This window comes from Burkholderia sp. IO2 (genome assembly GCF_029522185.1).
Taxonomy (GTDB): domain Bacteria; phylum Pseudomonadota; class Gammaproteobacteria; order Burkholderiales; family Burkholderiaceae; genus Burkholderia; species Burkholderia cenocepacia.
In genome coordinates this window covers 14641-30030 of the sequence record NZ_JAKWFH010000076.1, presented here as the reverse complement: position 1 = coordinate 30030, position 15390 = coordinate 14641, and the positions used below count along the sequence as shown (strand labels likewise).

Annotated in this window: 15 protein-coding genes; 9 read left to right on the top strand and 6 right to left on the bottom strand. The window is 68.3% G+C overall.

Translation table 11 applies throughout. The features are described from left to right. Positions 1 to 116: transposase (locus MMB92_RS31810; RefSeq protein WP_166965231.1), on the top strand; the 116-nt coding region annotated here is incomplete at its 5' end. 31 nt (positions 117 to 147) lie between these two features. Here MMB92_RS31810 and MMB92_RS31805 read toward each other — a convergent pair. Both MMB92_RS31805 and MMB92_RS31800 read right to left on the bottom strand, forming a co-directional pair. After that, complete coding sequence (locus MMB92_RS31805; RefSeq protein WP_006483047.1) at positions 148 to 864, bottom strand: EthD domain-containing protein; 717 nt, start codon at positions 862 to 864, stop codon at positions 148 to 150. 52 nt (positions 865 to 916) lie between these two features. Beyond that, the gene (locus tag MMB92_RS31800; RefSeq protein WP_006494806.1) at positions 917 to 1429 is read right to left on the bottom strand and encodes a nuclear transport factor 2 family protein; all 513 of its coding nucleotides are present in this window, start codon (positions 1427 to 1429) and stop codon (positions 917 to 919) included. A gap of 212 nt (positions 1430 to 1641) precedes the next feature. Here MMB92_RS31800 and MMB92_RS31795 point away from each other — a divergent pair, with 212 nt between their 5' ends. From MMB92_RS31795 to MMB92_RS31775, 5 genes are all read left to right on the top strand, one after another. Continuing rightward, positions 1642 to 2142 carry a nuclear transport factor 2 family protein gene (locus MMB92_RS31795; RefSeq protein WP_006483068.1) on the top strand — a complete coding sequence of 167 codons (501 nt, stop codon included), beginning with the start codon at positions 1642 to 1644 and terminating at the stop codon, positions 2140 to 2142. A 26-nt stretch (positions 2143 to 2168) separates the two neighbouring features. Then, positions 2169 to 3035 carry an SDR family NAD(P)-dependent oxidoreductase gene (locus tag MMB92_RS31790; protein ID WP_060211140.1) on the top strand — a complete coding sequence of 289 codons (867 nt, stop codon included), beginning with the start codon at positions 2169 to 2171 and terminating at the stop codon, positions 3033 to 3035. Positions 3036 to 3045: 10 nt separating this feature from the next. Then, a complete protein-coding gene (locus MMB92_RS31785; RefSeq protein WP_006483036.1) occupies positions 3046 to 3801 on the top strand; it encodes an SDR family oxidoreductase in 756 nt (251 codons plus the stop codon). An 89-nt stretch (positions 3802 to 3890) separates the two neighbouring features. Next, positions 3891 to 4667 carry a glucose 1-dehydrogenase gene (locus tag MMB92_RS31780; protein WP_034202312.1) on the top strand — a complete coding sequence of 259 codons (777 nt, stop codon included), beginning with the start codon at positions 3891 to 3893 and terminating at the stop codon, positions 4665 to 4667. A gap of 533 nt (positions 4668 to 5200) precedes the next feature. Then, complete coding sequence (locus MMB92_RS31775) at positions 5201 to 7066, top strand: phosphoenolpyruvate carboxykinase (GTP) (RefSeq protein WP_060211138.1); 1866 nt, start codon at positions 5201 to 5203, stop codon at positions 7064 to 7066. Between the two features lie 97 nt (positions 7067 to 7163). On the opposite strand, the gene MMB92_RS31770 is transcribed toward MMB92_RS31775, so the two are convergent. The 3 genes from MMB92_RS31770 to MMB92_RS31760 form a co-directional block, all read right to left on the bottom strand. Beyond that, complete coding sequence (locus tag MMB92_RS31770; protein ID WP_006483003.1) at positions 7164 to 8072, bottom strand: NAD-dependent epimerase/dehydratase family protein; 909 nt, start codon at positions 8070 to 8072, stop codon at positions 7164 to 7166. Positions 8073 to 8186: 114 nt separating this feature from the next. Continuing rightward, positions 8187 to 8339, bottom strand: coding sequence for a hypothetical protein (locus MMB92_RS31765; RefSeq protein ID WP_006494814.1), 153 nt, complete (start codon positions 8337 to 8339; stop codon positions 8187 to 8189). A gap of 3 nt (positions 8340 to 8342) precedes the next feature. After that, positions 8343 to 8759: a nuclear transport factor 2 family protein gene (locus MMB92_RS31760; RefSeq protein WP_077056816.1), complete on the bottom strand. Its 417-nt coding sequence runs from the start codon at positions 8757 to 8759 to the stop codon at positions 8343 to 8345. A 460-nt stretch (positions 8760 to 9219) separates the two neighbouring features. On the opposite strand from MMB92_RS31760, the gene MMB92_RS31755 reads away from it, so the two are divergent. Then, the gene (locus tag MMB92_RS31755) at positions 9220 to 9429 is read left to right on the top strand and encodes a hypothetical protein (RefSeq protein ID WP_006483048.1); all 210 of its coding nucleotides are present in this window, start codon (positions 9220 to 9222) and stop codon (positions 9427 to 9429) included. Positions 9430 to 9693: 264 nt separating this feature from the next. Next, positions 9694 to 11190 carry an FAD-dependent oxidoreductase gene (locus tag MMB92_RS31750; RefSeq protein ID WP_006483070.1) on the top strand — a complete coding sequence of 499 codons (1497 nt, stop codon included), beginning with the start codon at positions 9694 to 9696 and terminating at the stop codon, positions 11188 to 11190. An 84-nt stretch (positions 11191 to 11274) separates the two neighbouring features. On the opposite strand, the gene MMB92_RS31745 is transcribed toward MMB92_RS31750, so the two are convergent. Continuing rightward, on the bottom strand, positions 11275 to 12939 hold the full coding sequence (locus tag MMB92_RS31745; RefSeq protein WP_077056815.1) for an acid phosphatase: 1665 nt from the start codon (positions 12937 to 12939) through the stop codon (positions 11275 to 11277). A 471-nt stretch (positions 12940 to 13410) separates the two neighbouring features. Between MMB92_RS31745 and ftsH the strand changes: the two genes are divergently transcribed. Beyond that, positions 13411 to 15387: an ATP-dependent zinc metalloprotease FtsH gene (ftsH, locus tag MMB92_RS31740; RefSeq protein WP_077056814.1), complete on the top strand. Its 1977-nt coding sequence runs from the start codon at positions 13411 to 13413 to the stop codon at positions 15385 to 15387. Positions 15388 to 15390: the final 3 nt, after the last annotated feature.

Below are 15390 nucleotides of genomic sequence, written 5' to 3'. Positions count from 1 at the left end.
TCGTCGAGGGAATCAACAACACTATCAAGGTCATCAAGCGCAGGGCTTACGGGTACCGCGACGAGGAATACTTCTTCCTCAAGATCCGCGCCGCGTTCCCCGGTAATCCACGATGAACCTTTTTTTTGTCTGCCCGAGCCTGGCACGTCACCCGCGCACGGCCTTCACGACGTACTGGCTCGTCGGCACCACGTCGATCTTGTCGAAATCGATGAAGCGCCCGCAACTGTCCATCATCTCGGCCACGTTGCGCTGGAACTTCTCCTCGTCGCCGACCGCATCGAAAAACGCGTGCGGATCGGTCATCGCGGCGGCCGGGAAGCATTCCTCGACGATCGCGTCGTAGCCGGGCGCCGCATGCGTGAGCGCACGTACGACGACGTTCTGCACGTACAGGAAATTGTCCTGCGTATCGATCGCGACACGCGTGTGATGGCCGTGCCACACGTCGAGCCACGCTTCGTGCGTGAGGCGCGGCGGGCGCTTCAGGAATGCGAGCTGCGAGAAACCGGTCGTACGCTCGCCGGGCCGCGCGGGGAAGCGCGTGTTCGGAATCGGCTGCGACTCGGTGACGAGATACGCGGCCATGTGCGGGACCACGGCGCGCACCGCGTCGTCGAACGGCTGGCGGAACATTGCGTTCGCGCTGTCGACCCATACCGCGACGATCCCGTCGATGCCCGGCTGCGTGTTGGTCTGCTTCAGGCCGGCGGCGGGCGCGACGTCGGCATCGGCGACGTTCACCTGCACGCCGTGCGCGCCGAGCGACAGCAGCCGGTCGGCGAGCTGCGCGCGTACGCCGCGGCTCCACTGATCGGGCGCGACCTGTGCATCGCGCCACAACACGTAAATGACTTTCTCCATGGTTCCGGCTCCGGGAAGGGAATGACGGGAGCGGCGGCGCGGCCGCCGCGGTTCAGGAAGCGGTTTCGGTCGATCCGGCCGCTCGATGCGCACCGGGGGCGAAGCGGTTCGCGGTCAGCGTGAACGACGGTGGAATCGGCGACGTGACGGTTTCGAACAACCGCTCGTGGCGCGTCGCATGAATGCGCCATACGCCGTCGCGCTTCACGTACTGGTCGTCGTAGAACGCGGTGCCGTGCAGCAGGTAGTCGTCGTCGAGATTGATCGCGTGATCCTCGAGAAACCAGATGCCGCATGCGTGCTCGGCCGACACCAGCGTGAGCTCCGGGTGATGGCCGTGATGCATCGTCAGGAAGGTCGGCTTGCCGATCAGTTCGCGCAGGCTCGACACGAAGGCGTCACGGCCGTCGTACGCATACCGGCCGCCATACAGCCGCGCCTCGCAATCCTCGGTCAGGCACGCCGCGAGCAGCGTCCAGTCGTGCGTGTCGACCGCGCGGAAATACCGGTATTTCAACTGACGGATCTGCTCGTATTCGTGGAGCGTGCGGGTCGTGTCGTCCATCGGCGTGTCTCGTGGTGATGTCGTTCGATGGTAGGGACGAGGCCGCCTGCATCACATCGTCTGTTCGGACGAAAGCCGCGTGCGCATGCGCGCGGCGCTGCTTCGACGAAGCGCCGGTTTCATCCGAACGGGTGATGGCCGGCGCAGCGCGCGGCGGTAACGTGGCATCGACGCGGCCTTCGAACCGCGCGGGCACCGAACAAGGAGACGGGATGACCCTCATCGAATCGCTCGAAACGCGCGTGCGCAGGCTCGAGGACGCCGATGCGATCCGCCGGCTGAAGGCGCGCTACTTCACGTGCTGCGACCGCAAGGATCCGCAGGGCATGCGCGACTGCTTCGTGGCCGGCCCCGTGCAGATCGATTACGGCCGGATCGGCACGTTCGACACGCGCGACGCGCTCGTCGACGTATTCGAGCGGCTTGGCTGCCATCCGCACATCGTTGAAATGCATCACGGCGTGAATCCCGACATCACCGTGATCGACGACACGCAGGCGCGCGGTACGTGGGGCCTGCATTACCAGATGATCGACACGCACGCGCGCACGCTCACGCAGCTCGGCGCGACCTACGACGACGTGTATCGCAAGGTCGACGGCGAATGGAAGATCGCGGCCACGCGCTGCGTGGTCACGTCGACGCTGTCGGCCCGCTACGAAGGCGACGCGCCGGGCGTGCTGTTCGCCGGTGCGCAGCCGCCGGCTGCGTGATGAACCTTCCACAGGAGACATCGAACATGACACAGAACCACGATGCGCCGGTTGCCGTCGTGACGGGCGCATCGCGCGGTGCCGGCAAGGGTATCGCGCGGGCGCTCGGTGCGGCCGGCATGACCGTCTACGTGACGGGCCGCTCGCAGCGCGAAGGCGATGCGCCGCTGCCCGGCACGATTCACGAGACCGCACGCGAGATCGACGCGCTCGGCGGCCGCGGGATCGCGGTGGCCTGCGACCACGCGGACGACGCACAGGTGAAGGCGCTGTTCGAACGTGTCGAGCGCGACGGCGGGCGGCTCGACATCCTCGTCAACAACGCGACCTACCTGCACGATCAATTGATCCTGCCCGGCCCGTTCTGGGAGAAATCGCTCGATCTGGTGAACATCCTCGACGTCGGGCTGCGCTCCGCGTACGTCGCGAGCTGGCACGCGGCGCCGCTGATGGCGAAGCGCCGCAGCGGGCTGATCGCGTTCACGTCGTCGTTCGGCGCGAGCTGCTACATGCACGGCGCGGCGTACGGCGCGCAGAAAACCGGCGTCGACAAGTTCGCGAAGGACATGGCCGTCGACCTGAAGCCCTTCGACGTCGCGGCCGTGTCGATCTGGATGGGGCCGCTGCGCACCGAGCGCACGACGCGCGTATGGGAAGAACATCCGGATCTGTACAAGGAGTTTTCGCTCGTCGCCGAAAGCCCGGAATTCACGGGCCGCGTGATTCATGCGATCCACGACGATCCGCGGCGCATGGCGCTGTCGGGGCAGGTGCTCGTCGGTGCGGAAGCCGCGTTGCAATACGGCATCGCCGATCTCGACGGCAAGCAGCCGCCGTCGTACCGCGAACTGCTCGGCGGGCCGGTGCAGGCCCATCCGGCGATCGTCGCCTAAAGGAGCACGCATGGGCATCCTGAACGGCAAGGTCGCGCTCGTCACGGGCGCGGGGCAGGGCGTCGGCCAGGGCGTCGCGCATGCGCTCGCCGCCGAAGGCGCGCACGTCGCGGTGGTCGGCCGCACGCGCGACAAGCTGCTCGCGACGTGCGAAGCGATCCGTGCGCGCGGCGGCCTGGCCGACGCGTTCGTTTGCGACGTGATGGACGCCGCGCAGATCGCGCGGTGCGTCGAGGCCGTCGTCGAGCGGTGCGGCGGCGTGCAGATCCTGATCAACAACGCGCAGGTCGTGCCGCTCGGCCGCCTGCTCGACGTGAGCGACGCGGATTTTCTGGCGGGACTCGAATCGGGGCCGATCGCGACGCTGCGGATGATGCGCGCGTGCCATCCGCATCTGAAGGGCGACGGCGTGATCGTCAACTTCGCGTCGTCGGCCGCGGTGCGCTGGGATGCGTCCGGTTACGGCGCGTATGCAGCGACCAAGGAGGCGATTCGTGCGCTGACGCGCGCTGCCGCATGCGAATGGGGCGCGGACGGCATCCGCGTGAACGCGGTCGCGCCGCATGCGTTGTCTCCGGGCCTGAAAGGCTGGATCGATGCGCATCCACAGGAAGCGGCCGCGTTCTTCCGCACGATCCCGCTCGGCCGCGTCGGCGATTGCGAGCAGGACATCGGGCGCGCGATCGTGTTTCTCGCGAGTCGCGACGCCGCGTATCTGACGGGCGCGACGTTGCCGCTCGACGGCGGACAGGCGTACTGGGGCTGACGTCGCACGGCGTGTGCCCATCATCAATTCGGCAGCCGCGCGCATGCGTGCGCAGCGCTGCCGTCAAACCGGAATCGAGAGAGGACGACATGGGTCGACTGGCAGGCAAGGTAGCGATCGTCACGGGCGGCGCGCGCGGCATGGGCGCCGCGACGTGCAGGCTGTTCGTCGAAGAGGGCGCTCGCGTGGTGATCGGCGACGTGCTCGACGCGGAAGGCGAAGCGCTCGCGCGCGAACTCGGCGACGCGGCGCGCTTCGTGCGGCTCGACGTGGCCGACGAAGCGAGCTGGGCGCGCGTGGCCGAGGCGGCCGTCGAGCAGTTCGGCCGCATCGACGTGCTCGTCAACAACGCGGCCGTGCTGACGTTCGGCGGCATCACCGAGCTGTCGAAACGCGATTTCGAGCGGGCGGTGTCGATCAATCTGGTCGGCACGTTCGTCGGCATCCGTACGATCGCGCCGCGCATGATCGCGCAGCAGAGCGGATCGATCGTCAACATCTCGTCGGTGGACGGGCTGCGCGGCGTGAATGCGCTGGCCGCGTACGTGTCGAGCAAATGGGGGGTGCGTGGGTTGACGAAGGTCGCCGCGCTCGAGCTCGGTCACCAGGGTGTGCGCGTGAATTCCGTCCATCCGGGCGGCGTGAACACCGCGATGTCGAACCCGACCGGCGCGCCGCTCGAGGAAATCAACCGGCACTATGCGAACGTGCCGCTGCAGCGCGTCGGCTTGCCCGACGAGATCGCGCGCGCGACGCTGTTCCTCGCGAGCGACGAAGCGTCGTACTGCAACGGTGCGGAACTGGCCGTCGACGGCGGGATGGCGGCGGGCGCGTATTACCCCGGATTGCCTGGCGCACCGTTTTGAGCGGGGACGTGTGGCGGGCATTCAAACAGGATGTTTGTGTACGCAACCTAATTCAGGGTTTGCCTGAGTAGCGAAAACGCGAATTCGCGCGGCGCGCGTTTGCGTCGCGAGTACGCGCGAGCGGCAGGGTGAAATTGCCGCTCGTGCGAAACCCTTGCGGGGCGGCCGTCGCGGCCGTTTCGTCCCCAAAGCCCGCGCGACCACGCCTGTAAAAAGGACCTGTCTGCAACGCGCATGCCGGCGCGCCGTCACAGTTGTTTCTTGTTGCAACGCAACGCCCGCCCAATAACGGCGATGGTATGCTGGCCGGCATGGAGTTGTATGGCAGGTTGCTTGCATGGCGAAACTCGCGTTCGCACCCTCTAACGAGACTTCACCTTCTCTCGCACGCATCGCGGCATCGACGCGCGCTCCGCTCGCGCGTCCCGTCCTGCGCGCCGCATCCTCCTGCGCTCCGCACGCATTCCCCATCTCGCGGGCCCGCCCCGCATCGCCCATCCCCCATCCCCGCCCAATAATCTGGAGACATTCCCATGTCGCAAAACACCATGGCCGAAGCGACACACGGCCCGCTGATCGCTCCGCCGGCTTTCGTCAAACATCGCAAGCTGATCGACTGGGTATCGCGTATCGCGGCACTCACGGAGCCCGAGCGCGTCGTGTGGTGTGACGGCTCGCAGGAAGAATACGATGCGCTGTGCCAGGCGATGGTCGATCAAGGCACGCTCAAGCGCCTGAACCCGGCGAAGCGCCCGAATTCGTATCTCGCGCAATCCGACCCGTCGGACGTCGCGCGCGTCGAGGATCGTACGTTCATCTGCGCGGCCTCGCGCGACGACGTCGGCCCGACCAACAACTGGATCGAGCCCGCCGAAATGCGCGAGACGCTCAACGGGTTGTTCCGCGGCTCGATGCGCGGCCGCACGCTGTACGTCGTGCCGTTCTCGATGGGCCCGCTCGGTTCGCCGATCGCGCACGTCGGCGTCGAACTGTCCGACAGCCCGTACGTCGCGGTGAACATGCGGATCATGACGCGCATGGGGCGCGACGTGTACGACGTGCTCGGCGAGGACGGCGATTTCGTGCCGTGCGTGCACAGCGTCGGCCATCCGCTCGAAGCCGGCCAGCAGGACGTGCCGTGGCCGTGCAACCCGGTCAAGTACATCGTGCATTTTCCGGAAACGCGCGAGATCTGGAGCTTCGGCTCGGGCTACGGCGGCAACGCGCTGCTCGGCAAGAAGTGCTTCGCACTGCGCATCGCGTCGACGATGGGCCGCGATCAGGGCTGGCTCGCCGAACACATGCTGATCCTCGGCGTGACGTCGCCGGCCGGCAAGAAGTATCACGTCGCGGCCGCGTTCCCGTCCGCGTGCGGCAAGACCAACTTCGCGATGCTGATCCCGCCGCAGGGCTTCGACGGCTGGAAGGTCACGACGATCGGCGACGACATCGCGTGGCTGAAGCCGGGCCGCGACGGCCGTCTGTATGCGATCAACCCGGAAGCCGGATTCTTCGGCGTGGCGCCGGGCACGGGCGTGAAGACCAATCCGAACGCGATCGCCACGCTCAAGGAAAACGTGATCTTCACGAACGTCGCGCTGACGGAAGACGGCGACGTGTGGTGGGAAGGGCTGACCGACACGCCGCCCGCGAAGCTGACCGACTGGCAGGGCAATCCGTGGACGCCCGACATAGCCAAGGAAACCGGCCGCAAGGCCGCGCACCCGAACTCGCGCTTCACCGCGCCGGCCGCGCAGTGCCCGTCGATCGACGACGACTGGGAAAACCCGGCCGGCGTACCGATCGACGCATTCATCTTCGGTGGCCGCCGCTCGACGACGGTACCGCTCGTCACCGAGGCGCGCGACTGGGTCGAAGGCGTGTACATGGCCGCGACGATGGGTTCCGAGACGACCGCGGCAGCCGTCGGCCAGCAGGGCATCGTGCGCCGCGATCCGTTCGCGATGCTGCCGTTCTGCGGCTACAACGTCAGCGATTATTTTGCGCACTGGCTCAAACTCGGCAAGCAGCTCGAAGCCGCCGGCGCGAAGCTGCCGAAGATCTATTGCGTGAACTGGTTCCGCAAGGATGCGAACGGCAAGTTCGTGTGGCCGGGCTTCGGCGAGAACATGCGCGTGCTGAAGTGGATGCTCGATCGTCTCGAAGGCACCGGCGGTGGCGGCGAGCATGCGTTCGGCGTGTCGCCTGCGTATGAAGACCTGCACTGGGACGGCCTCGATTTCACGCGCGATCAGTTCGATGCGGTGACGTCGATGAACGCCGACGAATGGCGCGAGGAGCTGAAGCTGCATGCGGCGCTGTTCGAGACGCTGAAGCTCCGCTTGCCGGCTGAAATGACCGACACGATGAAGAAGATCGAGCAGCGTATCGGCGGCTGACGCGGTACGCATCGTTATCGACCCTGACGTCCCGCCGCCGGCGTTTGTTGCCGGCGGCGGGACGTTTTCGTATCCACGCCGTGCTTAACCCGTTCGCTCACCGCGCGCTGCAATGCGCGACGACTTCGTCGACCGCGCGCTGTACGTCGCCGCGCCGGTAGCGCAGTAGCGCGATATCCGCCGGATCGGGCTCGTACGACACGATGTTGCCACGCCCCGTGTAGATCGCGATGTCGGGCAGCAGCGGATGCTCCTGGTCGAGCGACGGCACGTCGCGCGGGTTGCCGGCCGCGCGGAAGAACGCGGCGAAGTAGTCGGCGAAGCTCAGGTTCTCGTCGCCGACGAGATAGGCCTTGCCGGCCTCGCCACGCTGCAGCGCGCCCCAGATCGCTTCCGACAGCGATTGCGTCGAGATGAAGTTGCTGCCGCCGGCCGGCCCGTACACCGGCAGTCCCGCCAACTGGCCCTTCGCATACCCCGTGTACGCGGCGAACATCTCGTTGCGCAACCCCGGCACCGACCCGACGACGAACGGCGCATTGACGCTGCACACCGCGAACGACGGCGTCGCGAGCGCGCGCACGCGTTCGTCGGCGAGATGGCGCGAGCGTACGTACGGCACGGTGTCGACGAGCGCCGGCGCGACCTGCGGGTAGAAGCTGCCGACCAGGACCGCACGCTTCACGCCCGCATCGCGTGCGAGTGCGAAGAAACGCGGCACCGCATCGACGTTCGCGCGTTCCCAGTGCGCGGCTTCGTCGGTGCCGGGCGGCAGATGGCGGATGTCGTTGCCGGCCGCGAACACGACCGCGTCGAACGGCGCGAGATCGTCGCGCGTGAAATTGCCGGCCACGTAGTCGCGTTGCAGCACGTCGAACTGCGCGAGCGCGCTGCCTGCCGCGGCCGGCTTGCGTGCGGCGAGCGTCACGTGATTGCCTTGCGCGTGCAGATGCAACGCGGCGTGGCCGCCGATGAGGCCCGTGCCGCCGACGATCAGGATCTTCATGGTGTCTCCGGTGGCGGCGCAAGGGCGCCGCGTGAAATGAACGGATGAAGCGGCAGGTGTGTCTGGCCGCTGCTCGGAAATCGAAGCCGTTGCCCGCGACGCATGGCAGTGGGTCTAGAAGCCGTTCGGGTCGCGATACCCGCTGACTGCCGCGAGTGAGTCACCGTCGACGTCCCGCATCGTGCCGGTGATCCGCGTCGCGAGCCCGCCGGCAAGGAACAGCGCGGCATCTGCGATGCCGCCGGCGAAGCGAGCAGAAGCACGCATCGTTCAGCCTTCCAGCGGCAGATCCTGCGACCAGTCGACGTGCAGCGTGCGCGCGGCGAAGCGCCACGTGTCGCCGTCGAACACGCAGCGGTCGCGATAGCGCAGCCCCCAGTCGAGCTTGCGCTTCACGCCGTCGCGCACGTACACGTGGCATGCGACGCCGTAGGTCTCGACATCGGCCTCGCCGCCGTCGAGCGTGACGAGCTGGTTGTGTACGTGATGCTGGGTCGCGTCGTAACGCTCGATCACGCGCATGCCGGCGACGATCGCGTCGCGGTCGTCGAAGCGGAAGCCGGGGCCGGCCAGCGTGGCGTCGGCGGTGAAGAGGGCGGTGAGGCGAGGCCAGTCGCGCCGGTCGACGGCCTGGGCGTAGCGGCACGCAAGCTCGTACAGCGCGTGGCGCGAATGCGAATCGGTCATGCAGTGCTCCCGTGGAAGAACGGAAAGAGTCGGTCGCGTCGCGTATGCGAACGCGGCGGCATTGCGACGTCGATGCGCAGGTTCGCACTGGACCGTTCGACCTTCATCACCCATACGGAGCAGGGCCGGGGTCGGGGAAAACACCGGGGACGGCCGGCGCGCGGCGTACGCGCGCGAGTCGATGGTGCGATGCGGTGACGAAGCAGGACATGCGTCTGACGATTGAAGCGACCGGTCGAGCAAGGCGTGTCACGTGATTGCCTGCCCCGCAGGCATGCGATGCCGTCGGTATCGATGCTGCGGCGCGACATGCGGCGCCCGGTCCGCTCAGCGTTTGCCCCTAGTCGAAACGGACGATGGCCGCCGGCCTGGCGCTGGCTACCGTGCAGTCATCCGGTGCGGCACGCGAGGCACGCCGGACACGAACCGCACCAGCGGCCAACCGGAGGGGATGACGATCATGAGACTGACGACTCGCAAGCTGTGCGTACTGGCGATGGGCACGTTCGCTGCCATGGCGATGGCGCGATACGGCGCGGACGAAGTCCCGTCGCCGCCGTATGCGGCCGGCATCCTGCAATGCCGCTCGGTCGATCCGAACGGGTTGCCGACCGGGTGCGTGCCGATCGATCCGTCGCACTTCGGTTTCGCCGCGCTGCGCGGCATGTGACGCCGGTGCGGGCTCGAACCGCGCAGGAAGGGCGCCATCGCGGCGCGATGGCGCGTGGACCGCTTTCGGCGAGCGCACGCGATACGACACGTGGCGTGTCGCATCAGGCAGCGTAGCCGGTCAGGTTTCATGTCGTCGGCGTTCCATCCGCGCGGCGCATGGGCTTCGTATCGACCACGCTGCTTCGCGTCAGGTCGTCCACGCGGGCGGCCATCGCCGCGTCCGCAGCATCCCGCAAATTTCCTCCACGCCGATCCATTCGTCATGTCATTCGACTATTCCCTGACCCATCCCCTGAACCTGCGCGACGTGCACCGCTGGGACGCCGACCACGACGTCGTGATCGTCGGCTTCGGCGCGGCCGGCGCGTGTGCCGCGATCGAGGCCGCGAGCGCCGGCGCGGACACGCTGATCGTCGAGCGCGCGTCGAGCTACGGCGGCACGAGCGCGCTGTCGGGCGGCGAGATCTACCTCGGCGGCAGCGGCGGCACGCCCGCGCAGCGGCAGGCCGGCTTCACCGACGACACCGAGGACCTGTATCGCTACCTGATGCTCGCGGGCGGCCGCGACGCGGACGACGCGAAGGTGCGCCTCTATGCGAACGAGAGCCTGGCGCACCACGACTGGCTCGTCGCGCAGGGTGTGACGTACAAGAACACGTTCATCGCCGAGCGGATCGTCGAACCGGAAACGGACGACTGCCTGATCTGGTCGGGCAGCGAGGAAGCCTGGCCGTTCAGCGAGGCCGCGAAGCCGTGCCCGCGCGGCCACACGCCGCAATGGCCGGGCTGGGGCGGCGGGCAACTGCTGATGCGCGTGCTGGCCGAGCGTGTCGCGGCGCTCGGCGTGGCCACGCGCTACGACACGCGCGCGGTGGCGCTGATCGTCGACGACGGCGGCGCGGTACGCGGCGTCGTGCTGCGCGCGTATGGCGACACGGTGTTCGTGCGTGCGCGCCGTGCGGTGATCCTGTGCGCGGGCGGTTTCGCGATGAACCGCGACATGGTGCGCCGGCATGCGCCGCAATTCCTGCGCTCGGACGAGCCGATCGGCAGCCCGGGCGACGACGGGTCGGGCATCCTGCTCGGCCAGAGCGCGGGCGGTGCGGCGATCCACATGGACGAGGGCTTCGTCAGCCTGCCGTTCTACGCGCCCGAAGCGCTGATCAAGGGCATTTTCGTGAACGCGCGCGGGCAGCGCTTCGTCAACGAGGACGGCTATCACGGCCGCACCGGCCATCATGCGTTCCATCAGGCCGACGATCGCATCTACCTGCTCGTCGATCACGCGACGTACCAGGAGCCGCCCGCCATCGCGCGAATCGGCATCGCGGCGGCCGGCGAAACCTGGGAGGAGGTCGAACGCGACCTGCGGATGCCGGCCGGCACGCTGACGGCGACCGTCGACGTCTACAACCGCCATGCGGCCGACGGCGTCGATCCGCTGTTCCACAAGGCGAAGCAGTGGCTGCAGCCGCTGATCGAGCCGCCGTTCGTCGCGCTCGATTGCCGGATCGACTACGCGTTCTATCCGCACTTCACGCTCGGTGGGCTCGATACGCTGCCCACCGGCCAGGTGCTCGATGCGACGCGTACGCCGGTGCCGGGGCTCTACGCAGCCGGTCGCACGACGTGCGGGCTGCCGCGCTGGGGCGCCGGATACAGTTCGGGGCTGTCATTGGCCGACGCGACGTTCTTCGGCCGACAGGCCGGCCGTCATGCGGCGCTGGCCGTGCGCGACGCAGTGCGCAGCGCCGCGTAGCGCCGCCGGGCCTGAAACGAACGACGCCCCGGACCATTCATCGGATGGCCCGGGGCGTCGTCGTTTGCGACGACCGGCTGGCGGTCAGCCGAGCTCGAGTGCGTTCGTCAGGTCGCCCGGCGGCGTCGCGCCGCGCGCGGCGAACGCGTTGTCGCGCAGGACCACGCCGTCGAGCGGCGCGAGCCCGTGCACGCGGCTGATGAAGCGCAGGATCGAGTTCGTGTCGTACAGCGTGTGATCGACGAAGCCCTTTTTCGCGAACGGCGAGATCACGAGCGCCGGAATCCGCGAGCCGGGGCCCCAGCGGTCGCCGACCGGCGGCGCGACGTGATCCCACCAGCCGCCGTTTTCGTCGTGCGTCATCACGATCACGGTGTTCTCCCATTGCGGGCCGCGCCGGATATGGTCGATCACGGTCGCGATGTGACGGTCGCCCGATTCGATGTCCGCATAGCCCGCGTGCATGTTCAGGTTGCCCTGCGGTTTGTAGAACGTGACGGCCGGCAGGCGGCCCGCGTCGATGTCGGCGATGAAGTGGTTGGTCGACGGCTCGTCGCCGAGCCCCGCGTCGCGCAGGTGCTTGCGGCGCGCTTCGGTGCCCGGCGCGTAGTTCACGAAGTAGTTGAACGGCTGGTGGTGGTACTGGAAATCGGGCACCGTGCCCGTGTCGCGATGCTCGAGCGCGTACTGCCACGCGCCGCTGTACCACGCCCAGTCGATGTTCCTTTCCGACAGGCGATCGCCGATCGTCGCGTAGCCCTGCGGCGGCATCACGCGATGGTCGGCCGGGTCCGCATACGCGGCATTGCCCGGATCGGGCGGCGGCACGTAGCTCGGCTGGTACGGCGGGGCCATCGTGTTCACGCCGTAGCCGTCCGGCGTGAGCGGGCCGTCGACCGCGAATTTCGGCGGGCCGTCGAGCGCGGACGCGGGCGAATCGTCGGCGAGCTTCAGGCGCGTGCCGGCCGGATCGTCGCCTTCGACCTTCGACAGCAGCTTCGCCGCATGCGGATGCTTGTGCGCGTCCGGATACCGCGGCGGCTGCGCGGAAATCAGGAACATGTGGTTCATCCACGAACCGCCGAAGGCGGCCATGAAGAAGTTGTCGCACAGCGTGTATTGCCGTGCGAGATTCCACAGCCGCAGCGTGTCGGCCGAATTGCGGTAATGGCCCATCACGAGGCCGCCCGAATCGGCCCACGCGGCGAACTGGTTGTTGCGGCCGCCGGCGATCTGCATCTGGTTCTGGTAGAAGCGGTGCCACAGGTCGCGCGTGATCACGCCGTTCGGCAGCGGCTTGCCCTGCGCATCGGCAATCCGGAACGGCGCGTTCGGCAGCTTGTCGATGTCGCGCTCGGCGATCGCGTAGCGCTTGCCGTCCACTTCCTGCGCCTGCGGCACGAGCCCGCCCCAGATCTTCGGCAGCACCGGCAGCGGCGTCTTGCCGTCGCGGTCGAGCTGCTGCGCATGCTCGGGCCGCACTTCGCTCAGCGGATAACGGACACCCGGGAAATCGCCGTACAGGTTCGCGAAGCTGCGGTTTTCCGCATAGATCACGACGATGTGGCGCACGCGCTGGCGCAACGCCTCGTCGATGCGCAGGTCGGCGGCCGAACGCGGCGCGTTGCCTGCGGTGGTTTCGCAGCCGGCGAGCGCGACACCGGCGCCGAGCGCGGCGAGGCCGCCGAGTAAGCGGCGGCGGTCGGGATCGGCGGGAAGGTCGTCGGGGCGATCGGGGGTGTCGTTCACGTCGTGGGCTCCTCGGGTGGGCGGGTGGGCGGGTCGTTCGATGCGCGCCCGGCGGCCGCGCGGGCTGCGGCGAATGCGGCGCGGGATGCAACGGCCGGCATCGCGCGCGGCGGCACGATGCGACTGTCACAAAAATGTCATGAGCGCGACTATAGCGCGGCAAGGGGGCGGATGAAAGCCGTTTGTCGGACGATTCGACGCTTGCGCCGCGAGCGCTGCGCGACGTCCACGCGCGAACTAGACTGGAATCAGGGGCGGCGCGTCGCGGCGCGCCGCCCGGGCGAGGATTGCCCGGCGACGCCGGCCCACGGGTTGCCGAGGCGGCATCGATGCGACGAACGACGCGAGACAGCGAGGCGACGATGACGTGGATGCATGGCGTTTTCGCATGGCTGCCGCGGCCGCGTACCGGTTGCGCGCGCGTGCCGGCGTGAGCGCACGCCGCGCAGCAGATACGGCCGGCCCGATGCCATGGACAGGAAATTCGACTACCCGGGATTGCTGATCGCGGCGGGCTTCTTCGTGCTGTTCGCCGCGCAGTTGCTGATGTTGCATCCGACGTCGACACCGATCGCATACAGCGATTTCCACCGGCTCGTCGCCGCGCGGCTGGTCGACGATCTCGAGGTCGGCCCCGCGTCGATCTCGGGCACGCTGAAGATGCCGCAGGCCGGCACGCTGCTGCCGGCGTCCGACGCCGCGGTCGTGCAGCAGGCCGGCACGCCGTGGCGCTTCACGACCAGCCGCGTGACCGACGAACACCTGATCGACACGCTGACCGCCGCCGGCATCCGCTATCACGGCACGCCCGACACCGGCTGGATCGCGTCGCTCGCATCGTGGCTGCTGCCGCTCATGCTGCTCGTGTTCGTGTGGAACATGATGCTGCGCAAGCGCGGCGGGCTGCAGGACTTCACCGGGATGGGCAAGAGCCGGGCGCGCGTGTACGTGCAGCAGGAAACCGGCATCACGTTCGACGACATCGCCGGCATCGACGAAGCGAAGGCCGAACTGCAGCAGCTCGTCGCGTTCCTGCGCAACCCCGATCGCTACCAGCGGCTCGGCGGCAAGATCCCGAAAGGCGTGCTCGTCGTCGGCGCGCCCGGCACCGGCAAGACGCTGCTCGCGCGCGCGGTGGCCGGCGAGGCGGCCGTGCCGTTCTTCTCGATCAGCGGCTCGGCGTTCGTCGAGATGTTCGTCGGCGTGGGGGCCGCGCGCGTGCGCGACCTGTTCGAGCAGGCGCAGCAGAAGGCGCCGTGCATCGTGTTCGTCGACGAGCTCGATGCGCTCGGCAAGGTGCGCGGCGTCGGCCCGATGTCGGGCAACGACGAGCGCGAACAGACGCTCAATCAATTGCTGGTCGAGATGGACGGCTTCCAGGCCGGCTCCGGCGTGATCATCATGGCCGCGACCAACCGGCCCGAGATCCTCGATCCCGCGCTGCTGCGGCCGGGCCGTTTCGATCGCCACATCGCGATCGACCGGCCCGACGTGAACGGCCGCCGCCAGATCCTCGGCGTGCACGTGAAGCGCGTGAAGCTCGCGGCCGACGTCGATCTCGGCGAGCTTGCGTCGCGCACGCCGGGCTTCGTCGGCGCCGATCTCGCGAACGTCGTCAACGAGGCCGCGCTGCATGCGGCCGAACTTGGCAAGCCGGCGATCGGCATGGCCGATTTCGACGAAGCGATCGACCGCGCGCTGACGGGCCTCGAGCGCAAGAGCCGCGTGATGAACGAGCAGGAGAAGCTGACGATCGCATATCACGAAGCCGGCCACGCGCTCGTCGCGGAAAGCCGCGCGCATTGCGACCCGGTGAAGAAGGTGTCGATCATTCCGCGCGGTGTCGCCGCACTCGGCTACACGCAGCAGGTGCCGACCGAGGATCGCTACGTCCTGCGGCGCAGCGAGTTGCTCGACCGGATCGACGCACTGCTCGGCGGGCGCGTGGCGGAAGAACTCGTGTTCGGCGATGTGTCGACCGGCGCGCAGAACGACCTCGAACGCGCGACCGCGATGGCGCGCCACATGGTCATGCAATACGGAATGAGCGAGAAGATCGGGCTCGCGACGTTCGACGACGGCGACGCGCGCCAGGGCATGCCGAGCGCATGGCATGGCGCCGACGGCCGCTGCAGCGAGCATACCGCGCGCATGATCGACGACGAGGTGCGCACGCTGCTGACCGATGCGCATGTGCGCGTCGCGGCGACGCTCGGCGAACGGCGCGACGCGCTCGAACGCATCGCGCGACGGCTGCTGCAATGCGAGGTGCTCGAGCGCGACGCGCTGCAGGCGCTGATCGACGGGCGCATCGAACCGTCGTCGGCCACGTCGGCGTCGCCCGGTGACGATGCCGGCGCGCGCGGCGGTGCGATCGAAACGGAGCAGGCGTCGGCGGTCGAGCGCGATTTCGTCGCGTACGGCCGGCCGCATGAACACGATCGCTGAAGC